At 39.6% G+C, this 512-nt stretch carries 1 protein-coding gene; it reads right to left on the reverse strand.

Going from position 1 to position 512, the window contains the following annotated elements; all coding sequences use genetic code 11:
- On the reverse strand, nucleotides 1–512 hold a 512-nt coding region (locus tag ACFXA3_RS42780), incomplete at both ends, for a hypothetical protein (RefSeq protein ID WP_385196997.1).

Here is a 512-nt window from a genome sequence, read left to right on the forward strand (position 1 = left end):
GCCGAACTCGTGTTTGGCATATCCGGTTTTTAACAGTAGTCTTATTTCGTTGAGTTCAGTTGCCGTTGCAAAGTCAAATTTGTATGTTTTTCGAAGAGCTAGAACGGTATTGAATAAATAGAATGAATTTTTTGGTAAAGAGTAAATATATTCTTCAACATGCTTCTTCCAGTCTTTTGGGCGCTCGTATATTATCAAAAGCATCAAGTCGTGCTTGATAAGAGGGTCACTTTCTGAGCTTAGCGCGTCGTAGAGAAGTGGAGCTATTTTGTTCGAAAATAGATCGTCAGTGAACAGATTTACTATGTTGTTCGGGTTTGATAGGAATAATGATTTTATCCTCTGCTCTTCGGTTTTTCCAAAGTTGCCTCCTAGAACAAAACCTTGCCCTTCAAAGGCGGCTGTCCCATTTATTGCGAGACGTGGGGAGAGGGCAAAAAGAATTAATGATACTTGCTTCCATCCGCGTGTTATCTGTTTGAGTAGGTTTCTCTTAATGCTTGGTTCTACAT

Origin of the sequence: Streptomyces sp. NPDC059456, from assembly GCF_042750055.1 — a bacterium.
Classification (GTDB): domain Bacteria; phylum Actinomycetota; class Actinomycetes; order Streptomycetales; family Streptomycetaceae; genus Streptomyces.